Genomic DNA, 255 nt, shown 5'->3' on the forward strand with positions numbered 1-255 from the left:
GTTATGCAGTTTGTTGTTCAGATGGAGCGATTGTATAGCCTTTCTTTTTTAGGTATTCGATCATTTTTAATTCTTTGTTATTTTGTTTTTCTTCAAGGTAATTTGAGCCTAGTTCATGATAAGGTTCCCCTGTTTTTAAGATGTTGTAAGTAATCGTTAATAGTAAATGGGCAGAAGCGATTCGTCCCTTCATTTTCCCCTGTCGTTTAGTAATCCTTTTTCGATGTGAAGCAATTCGATTATTTTGCCTTGATG

General features: G+C 34.5%; 1 pseudogene. It reads right to left on the reverse strand.

Annotated elements, in window-relative coordinates:
• Window position 1: 1 nt before the first annotated feature.
• Window positions 2-255 (reverse strand): annotated as a pseudogene (locus Q8G36_RS28805) (hypothetical protein); the annotation flags it as partial.

It is taken from the genome of Peribacillus frigoritolerans (assembly GCF_030676415.1).
GTDB lineage: Bacteria > Bacillota > Bacilli > Bacillales > DSM-1321 > Peribacillus > Peribacillus frigoritolerans_A.